This window comes from Geminicoccus sp., assembly GCF_035556675.1.
In the GTDB taxonomy this organism is placed as follows: Bacteria; Pseudomonadota; Alphaproteobacteria; order Geminicoccales; family Geminicoccaceae; genus Geminicoccus.
The window spans coordinates 1-6,774 of the sequence record NZ_DATMFZ010000226.1 but is presented as its reverse complement, the minus strand read 5'-3'; the positions used below and the strand labels follow the sequence as shown (position 1 = coordinate 6,774).

9 protein-coding genes and 1 pseudogene are annotated in these 6,774 nt (G+C 69.0%); 3 read left to right on the top strand and 7 right to left on the bottom strand.

Annotated elements, in window-relative coordinates; all coding sequences use genetic code 11:
* Nucleotides 1-479 (top strand): M24 family metallopeptidase (locus tag VNS22_RS16195; protein ID WP_325734197.1); only part of this gene is annotated, 479 nt, incomplete at its 5' end.
* A 348-nt stretch (nucleotides 480-827) separates the two neighbouring features.
* On the opposite strand, the gene VNS22_RS16190 is transcribed toward VNS22_RS16195, so the two are convergent.
* The 6 genes from VNS22_RS16190 to VNS22_RS16165 form a co-directional block, all read right to left on the bottom strand.
* On the bottom strand, nucleotides 828-2,063 hold the full coding sequence (locus tag VNS22_RS16190) for an argininosuccinate synthase (RefSeq protein ID WP_325734195.1): 1,236 nt from the start codon (nucleotides 2,061-2,063) through the stop codon (nucleotides 828-830).
* Nucleotides 2,064-2,114: 51 nt separating this feature from the next.
* A complete protein-coding gene (grpE, locus tag VNS22_RS16185) occupies nucleotides 2,115-2,702 on the bottom strand; it encodes a nucleotide exchange factor GrpE (RefSeq protein ID WP_325734194.1) in 588 nt (195 codons plus the stop codon).
* On the bottom strand, nucleotides 2,699-3,781 hold the full coding sequence (gene hrcA / locus VNS22_RS16180) for a heat-inducible transcriptional repressor HrcA (protein WP_349261813.1): 1,083 nt from the start codon (nucleotides 3,779-3,781) through the stop codon (nucleotides 2,699-2,701). Before hrcA ends, grpE begins: the two co-directional genes overlap by 4 nt.
* A 103-nt stretch (nucleotides 3,782-3,884) precedes the next feature.
* A complete protein-coding gene (locus VNS22_RS16175; protein WP_325734191.1) occupies nucleotides 3,885-4,109 on the bottom strand; it encodes a hypothetical protein in 225 nt (74 codons plus the stop codon).
* Nucleotides 4,110-4,120: 11 nt separating this feature from the next.
* On the bottom strand, nucleotides 4,121-4,303 hold the full coding sequence (locus VNS22_RS16170; RefSeq protein ID WP_325734189.1) for a hypothetical protein: 183 nt from the start codon (nucleotides 4,301-4,303) through the stop codon (nucleotides 4,121-4,123).
* Nucleotides 4,304-4,384: 81 nt separating this feature from the next.
* The gene (locus tag VNS22_RS16165; protein ID WP_325734187.1) at nucleotides 4,385-5,071 is read right to left on the bottom strand and encodes a winged helix-turn-helix domain-containing protein; all 687 of its coding nucleotides are present in this window, start codon (nucleotides 5,069-5,071) and stop codon (nucleotides 4,385-4,387) included.
* Between the two features lie 85 nt (nucleotides 5,072-5,156).
* Here VNS22_RS16165 and VNS22_RS16160 point away from each other — a divergent pair, with 85 nt between their 5' ends.
* A complete protein-coding gene (locus VNS22_RS16160; protein ID WP_325734185.1) occupies nucleotides 5,157-5,471 on the top strand; it encodes an NIPSNAP family protein in 315 nt (104 codons plus the stop codon).
* Nucleotides 5,468-5,812, top strand: a complete 345-nt coding sequence (locus tag VNS22_RS16155) for an antibiotic biosynthesis monooxygenase (RefSeq protein WP_325734183.1) — start codon at nucleotides 5,468-5,470, stop codon at nucleotides 5,810-5,812. The genes VNS22_RS16160 and VNS22_RS16155 overlap by 4 nt, the downstream gene beginning before the upstream one ends.
* An 11-nt stretch (nucleotides 5,813-5,823) precedes the next feature.
* Here the strand turns inward: VNS22_RS16155 and VNS22_RS16150 are convergent.
* Nucleotides 5,824-6,774: pseudogene (locus tag VNS22_RS16150) on the bottom strand (cell division protein FtsH); the annotation flags it as partial.

Below are 6,774 nucleotides of genomic sequence, written 5' to 3'. Positions count from 1 at the left end.
GGCGCAGGCTGGACCCACAAGACCAGCTCACCCTGGAGTTCGCCGGCGTCTATCGCCAGTATCATGCAGCATTGATGCGTACCCTCCTGGTGGGGAGGGCGGATGACGAGCACCACCGGATGTTCGACGCCGCAAGCGAGGCGCTGCTCGCCGCCGAGGCCGCCCTGGTGCCCGGCCGTACCATGGGCGAGGTGTTCGACACCCAGGCCGCCGTGCTCGACCGCCACGGCATGCAGGCTCACCGCCTGAACGCCACCGGCTATTCCTTGGGCGCCGTCTATGCCCCGTCCTGGATGGACTGGCCGATGTTCTACGCCGGCAACCCGGTGGTGATCGGCCCAGGCATGACCTTCTTCATCCACATCATCCTGATGAACAGCGAAACCGGCCGCGCCATGACGCTGGCCCGCACCTCGCTCGTCACCGAAGCCAAGGCCGAGCCCCTGGCGAAGGCACCGCTGGAGCTGATCGTCCGCTGATGGTTCTAGGAAGATAGGCCTAGATCTGCCATCCTGTGCGATCCACCAGCACCGGATGATCGATGCCGCTCCCACCCGACCCGAACAGCATTTTACGAAACGAACCCGAGCCCGGTCGCTGGACGCATCGACGAAACGAACCCGAGCAGCTTCCACTGCCATCCGTCATCCCCCGGCTCGTCCGGGGGATCCACAGGCAGACGCCCGCACTGGTGGGTTCCCCGCCTGCATGGGGAATGCCATGAGCGACGAAGGTCATGTCCGGGTCCGGCGGACCCGTGTTCTGCACGAACGAACCCGAGAACCACCCGCCGGCCCGCTGTCACGGGAGCCGGCGGGGAGGCAGGGTCAGCCCTCGGCCTGCTTCTTGGCGGCGAGCTTACCGGACAGGCCCTTGATGCGCAGGCGCAGGGCGTTCAGCTTGATGAAGCCTTCCGCATCGCGCTGGTCGTAGACCGTGTCGGCCTCGAAGGTGGCGTATTCATGGCTGTAGAGCGTGTAGGGCGACTTGCGGCCGACCACCTGGACGCTGCCCTTGAACAGCTTGAGCCGCACCGTGCCGGTCACGTTCTCCTGGCTCTTGTCGATTGCCGCCTGGAGCATCTCGCGCTCCGGCGTGAACCAGAAGCCGTTGTAGATCAGCTCGGCATAGCGCGGCATCAGCTCGTCCTTGAGGTGCGCCGCACCCCGGTCCAGCGTGATGCTCTCGATGCCGCGATGCGCCGCCAGCAGGATGGTGCCGCCGGGCGTCTCGTAGACGCCGCGCGACTTCATGCCGACGAAGCGGTTCTCCACCAGGTCCAGCCGGCCGATGCCGTTGGCCCCGCCCAGGTCGTTCAACCGGGTCAGCAGAGCCGCCGGCGAGAGCTGGACGCCGTCCACCGCGACCGGATCGCCCCGCTCGAAGTCGATCTCGACATAGGTCGGCCGGTCGGGCGCCGCGTCGGGCGAGACCGAGCGGGTGAACATCTCGTCGTCCGGCTCGACCCAGGGGTCCTCCAGCGCCTTGCCCTCATACGAGATGTGCAGGAGGTTGGCGTCGGTGGAGTAGGGCGGCTCGCCGCGCTTGCCGCGCGGGATCGGGATCTGCCGGGCCTCGGCATACTCGATCAGCTTCTCGCGCGAGTTCAGGTCCCATTCGCGCCAGGGGGCGATCACCTTGATCGAGGGATCCAGCGCATAGGCCGAGATCTCGAAGCGGACCTGGTCGTTGCCCTTGCCGGTGGCGCCGTGCGCCACGGCGTCGGCGCCGGTCTGGTGCGCGATCTCGACCAGGCGCTTGGCGATCAGCGGCCGGGCGATCGAGGTGCCGAGCAGGTACTGGCCCTCATAGACCGTGTTCGCCCGGAACATCGGGAACACGTAGTCGCGGACGAAGTCCTCGCGCAGGTCCTCGATGAAGATCTGGCTGGCACCCATCAGCTCGGCCTTGGACCGGGCAGGCTCCAGTTCCTCGCCCTGGCCGAGATCGGCGGTGAAGGTCACCACCTCGCAGCCGTAATTGTCCTGCAGCCAGCGCAGGATCACCGAGGTGTCGAGCCCGCCCGAATAGGCCAGCACCACCCGCTTCACACCAGTCTTCATCGAAGGTCCTCTGCCCCGCGCCGCTGCCCGCAGGTCACCATCTGCCGCGTCTCAGGCCCGCGTGTCGACGCTGGCGCCTGGTTCGCCGGACGGCGCCTGGTCGGCGGCCTCGGCCGGCCGTGCCGCGACGCCGACCATCGCCGGCCGCAACAGGCGGTCGGCGATCAGATAGCCGGCCTGCATCACCTCGGCAATCGTGCCGGGCGCCAGATCGGCCCGCGGCACCTCGAACATCGCCTGGTGGCGGTTCGGGTCGAGCTTCTCGCCGACCTGCGGATCGATCCGCTTCACCTGGTGGCGCTCGAGCACGGTCTGCAGGCTGCGCTCGGTCATCTCCACGCCGGTGAGGAGGTTCTTCAGCGCCGGGTCCGCTTCGGCGGCCTCGGCCGGCACGGCAGCGATGGCACGGCCCAGATTGTCGGCCACCTCCAGCACGTCGCGGGCAATCCGGGTGACACCGTAGCGCCGCGCGTCCTCCACCTCGCGATCCTTCTGGCGGCGCATGTTCTCGACATCCGCCAGCGCACGCAGGAGCTTGTCCTTCAGGTCGGCGACTTCCTGCTCGAGATCGGGGGCCTGGGTCTCCTCGACCACCGCTTCCGTGTCAGGATTGGCATTCGCTGCCTGTTCCGTCGTCATTCCCTGCTTCCATCACCGTTATGACCGAGCATGCGGCTCACCACCCTTGCGGTGTAGTCCACCATGGGGATGATCCGCGCGTAATTCATCCGGGTCGGGCCGATCACGCCGATCGCACCCACCACCGAGGACTGCGCCTGATCGGGCGAGGGCGCCCGGTAGGGGGCGATCACCATCGAGCAGCCCGAGAGGCCGAACAGCTCGTTCTCGGCCCCGATGAAGATCTGCACCCCGTTGCCCGACTGGGCGGCCTCGACCAGCCGGAGCAGGTTCTTGCGGGTTTCCAGCGTCTCGAACAGGTGGCGCACCCGTTCCAGCTCGACTAGGTTCTGCACGTCGTCGAGCAGCTTGGACTGGCCGCGCACGATCAGGAAGCCGTCGGACGCATCGCCGCCGGGCTTGACCCAGGTGGCGAGGCCCGCCTCGACCACGCGCTGGGTCGCCTCGTCGATCTCCGCGCGCCTGGCCTCGATCTCCTGCTGCACCAGGCTGCGCGCCTCGGCGAAGCTGCGGCCGGCCAGCCTGGCCGTCATGTAGTTGCCGGCCTCGATCAGCGAGGTCTGCGGCATGCCGAGTGGGACGTCGATGATCCGGTTCTCGACCATCCCGTGGTCGCTCACCGTCACCACCAGCGCCCGGCCAGGCCCCAGCGCCACGAACTCGATATGGCGGAACGGCCGGTCGCCGGCCGGGGCTGCCACCAGCCCGGCATGGCGGGTGAGCCCGGACAGCGCCTCGGTGGCATCTCCCAGCACCGCCTCCAGGCTCTTGCCGGTGCCGACGCACTGGGCGCGGATCGAGCGCTTGTCGTCGTCGTTGACGTTGCCGATCTCGAGCAGCCCGTCGACATAAAGCCGCAGGCCTGCCGCCGTCGGCAGCCGGCCGGCCGAGGTGTGCGGCGCATAGAGCAGCCCGGCATCTTCCAGATCGGCCATGACGTTGCGGATCGTGGCCGGCGAGAGCTGCTCGTCGAGCTTGCGCGCGATCGTGCGGGAGCCGACCGGCTCGCCGGTCGTGACATAGGCGTCGACGATCTGGCGGAAGATCTGTCGCGAACGGCTGTTGAGCTCGGTGATCATCGCATCCAGGAAGAACAGGCCGGTTCCAGCCACGGCGGATGTAGGAATCGTCAGGGCGAACGTCAACGGAGCAGCCCCTCCGGGCCGGCCAGACGGGCGCCGATCAGCGCGCGGGCGGCTCGCTCATGGTGCGTTCCTGCAGCGTCGGGCGAGCCTGTGTCTGCTCGCGCCGCGGACTCGTGCGCCAGGCGCGGCGATAGGCCGGATCATACACCCAAATCGCCAGGCCCACGACGGCCGCCAACGCAATCAGACCTACGACCCACAACATGTTTGTCATGATCCGTTCATATTCGTATGTCTGCCCGATAGCGATATGGCGGCTCACACTGCAAGCATCTACGTGATCCGGCCGCCCGTGGATCGCCGCTGCAGCGATGCCGCCTGGCCGGCACCACCTGGCGGTCGCACCAGGACGCCAGGTTCAGCTCCGGGACGCGCGGCCACCTCCTCGTCCGCGATGACCCGGTCCTGCGCCGCCGGCAGGTGCGACCGGTCAGCGAACAAGTCGATGCCGCCCATGGCCTCGGTCAGCTCCCAATGCCCAGCTGCCACACGCAGCTTGGTCCGGCGCATCCCGGACGGGAGGCACCGCGAGGCGGTTCAGCCGGTCAGGCGGAACGTCGCGGCAAACTCGGCCCGGCCAGCCGGGCTGAACCGGATCACCCGGCTTCCCGCCTCGCGACTGGCCCAGCCGAGTGTCTGGAAGCGCTGGAGCAGGGCGGCCCCCAGGCTGCCGGCCAGATGATGACGCCGCTCGCTCCAGTCCAGGCAGGCCCGGCAGACCGCCCGCCGGCTCCGGCGAAGATCGGCCAGGCTGATGTCGAAGTCCGCCACGAACCTCTCGCCGGCCTCGGTCAGCCGGAGCTGCCCGTCCACGGGAGCGAGCCGGCCGTCCCGCACCAGCGCGTCCAGCATCGCCACGCCCAGCTCGCCGGCCAGATGATCGTAGCAGATCCGGGCCAGGCGCAGCGCCGGCTCCTTTGGTCCGGTCCGGGTGCGCCGGTGGCCGATCCGCTCGGCCAGGCCCATCATCCCCTCCAGGAGCTGGCCGATCTCCGGATGGGCCAGACGGAAATAGCTGTGCCGACCCTGGCGCTGCCGGACCAGCAGGCCGCCCTGCTCGAGCCTGGCCAGATGCGTGCTGGCCGTTGGCGCACTCACTCCGGCCTGCCGGGCCAGTTCGCCCGCGGTAAGTGTGCTGCCGTCCAGCAACGCGGTCAGGATGTTGGCGCGCCCCGGATCGCCCAGCAGGGCTGCCACGCGCGCGATGTCGGGCCCGTTTCGCATGATTTGATGTTCATCGAAACATCGTCGCCATACAAGCGGGTAGCATCCCTCTCGTCGGCAACCACCTCGTCGCGAAAGGAAGGCGATGTCCGTCACCTGCTGTATCCGGTACCGCATCGATCCGTTCCAGAAGGAGGCGTTCGAAGCCTATGCCCGCACTTGGCTCGACGTGATTCCGGCCTGCGGCGGCGACCTGCTGGGCTATTTCATGCCGCACGAGGGCAGCAACGACACCGCGCTGGCGCTGATCTCCTTCGACAGCCTGGCCGCCTACGAGGCCTACCGTGCCCGGCTGCGGGCGGATGAGGCTGGGGCGGCCAACTTCCGGTTCGCCGAGGAGCGCCGCCTCATCCTGCAGGAAGAGCGCAGCTTCCTGCGCAAGGTGGAGGCCGTGCCATGATCGCGGTGATCTTCGAGGTCGTGCCCAGGCGGGGGCGGATGGAGCCCTATCTGGAGATCGCCGCCACGCTGCTGCCCGAGCTGGAGCGGACCCCGGGCTTCATCTCGGTGGAGCGGTTCCAGAGCCTGAAGCAGCCGGGCAAGCTCCTGTCCCTGTCGTTCTGGGAGGACGAGGCGGCGGTGCCGCGCTGGCGGCAGACGCTCGCCCATCGCGCCGCCCAGAAGGCCGGGCGGGACGGGCTGTTCGCCGACTACCGGCTGCGGGTCGCCGCGGTGCTGCGCGACTACGGCATGACCGAGCGGGACCAGGCGCCGGAGGACTCCCGCCTGGTCCATGGCTGAGCGCCGCGTCCTCAGGCGGGGGCGGCAGCCGCGGCCTTCTTCGCCGGCATGCCGACCAGTGCGGCCAGCTCGGCCTCGTCCAGCGTCTCCTTTTCCAGGAGGCGCCGCGCGGTGCGCTCCAGGAGGTCGCGCCGCTCGGTGAGCAGGGCCACGGTGCGCTCGAAGGTGCCGTCCACGATGCTGCGCACCTCCTGGTCGACGGCCGCCGCGGTCTCGTCGGAGAAGTCGCGCTCCTGGGGTCCCGCCAGCAACGGGTTGGGGCTGAGCAGCGAGCGCTGGTCCTTCTCCAGGGCGACGTTGCCGAGCTTCTCCGACATGCCGTAGCGGGTGACCATGGCGCGCGCGATGTCGGTGACCCTGGCCAGGTCGTCGGCGGCACCGGTGGAGAGATGCCGGAACACCACCCATTCCGCCGCCCGGCCGCCCAGCAGCACCGCCATCTTGTTCTCCAGCTCCTCCCTGGTCATCAGGAAGCGGTCCTCGGTCGGGCGCTGGATGGTGTAGCCGAGCGCGCCGATGCCGCGCGGGATGATCGACACCTTGTGCACCGGGTCCATGCCCGGCAGCGCCATGGCGACCAGGGCATGGCCCATCTCGTGATAGGCCACGATCTCGCGCTCGCGCGGGTTGAGCAGGCGGTTGCGCTTCTCCAGCCCGGCCACGATCCGCTCCACCGCGTTGTTGAAGTCCTCCATCGTGACCGCGTCGGCGCGGCGCCGCGTGGCGAGCAGGGTCGCCTCGTTGACCAGGTTGGCGAGATCGGCACCGGTGAAGCCCGGAGTGAGGGCGGCGACCTTCTCCGGGTCGACGTCGGTGGCGAGCTTCGCCTTCTTCATATGCACCTTGAGGATCTGGATGCGTCCGGTCTTGTCCGGCCGGTCGACCAGGACCTGGCGGTCGAACCTTCCGGCGCGCAGCAGCGCCGGGTCCAGGATCTCCGGCCGGTTGGTCGCGGCCAGGAG

Bases quoted from the DNA above. Each gene is read 5' to 3' on its own strand.
- hrcA (WP_349261813.1), bottom strand. From the start codon at position 3,781: ATGATCACCGAGCTCAACAGCCGTTCGCGACAGATCTTCCGCCAGATC.
- VNS22_RS16190 (WP_325734195.1), bottom strand. From the start codon at position 2,063: ATGAAGACTGGTGTGAAGCGGGTGGTGCTGGCCTATTCGGGCGGGCTC.
- VNS22_RS16160 (WP_325734185.1), top strand. From the start codon at position 5,157: ATGTCCGTCACCTGCTGTATCCGGTACCGCATCGATCCGTTCCAGAAG.
- VNS22_RS16155 (WP_325734183.1), top strand. From the start codon at position 5,468: ATGATCGCGGTGATCTTCGAGGTCGTGCCCAGGCGGGGGCGGATGGAG.
- VNS22_RS16165 (WP_325734187.1), bottom strand. From the start codon at position 5,071: ATGCGAAACGGGCCCGACATCGCGCGCGTGGCAGCCCTGCTGGGCGAT.
- VNS22_RS16170 (WP_325734189.1), bottom strand. From the start codon at position 4,303: ATGGGCGGCATCGACTTGTTCGCTGACCGGTCGCACCTGCCGGCGGCG.
- grpE (WP_325734194.1), bottom strand. From the start codon at position 2,702: ATGACGACGGAACAGGCAGCGAATGCCAATCCTGACACGGAAGCGGTG.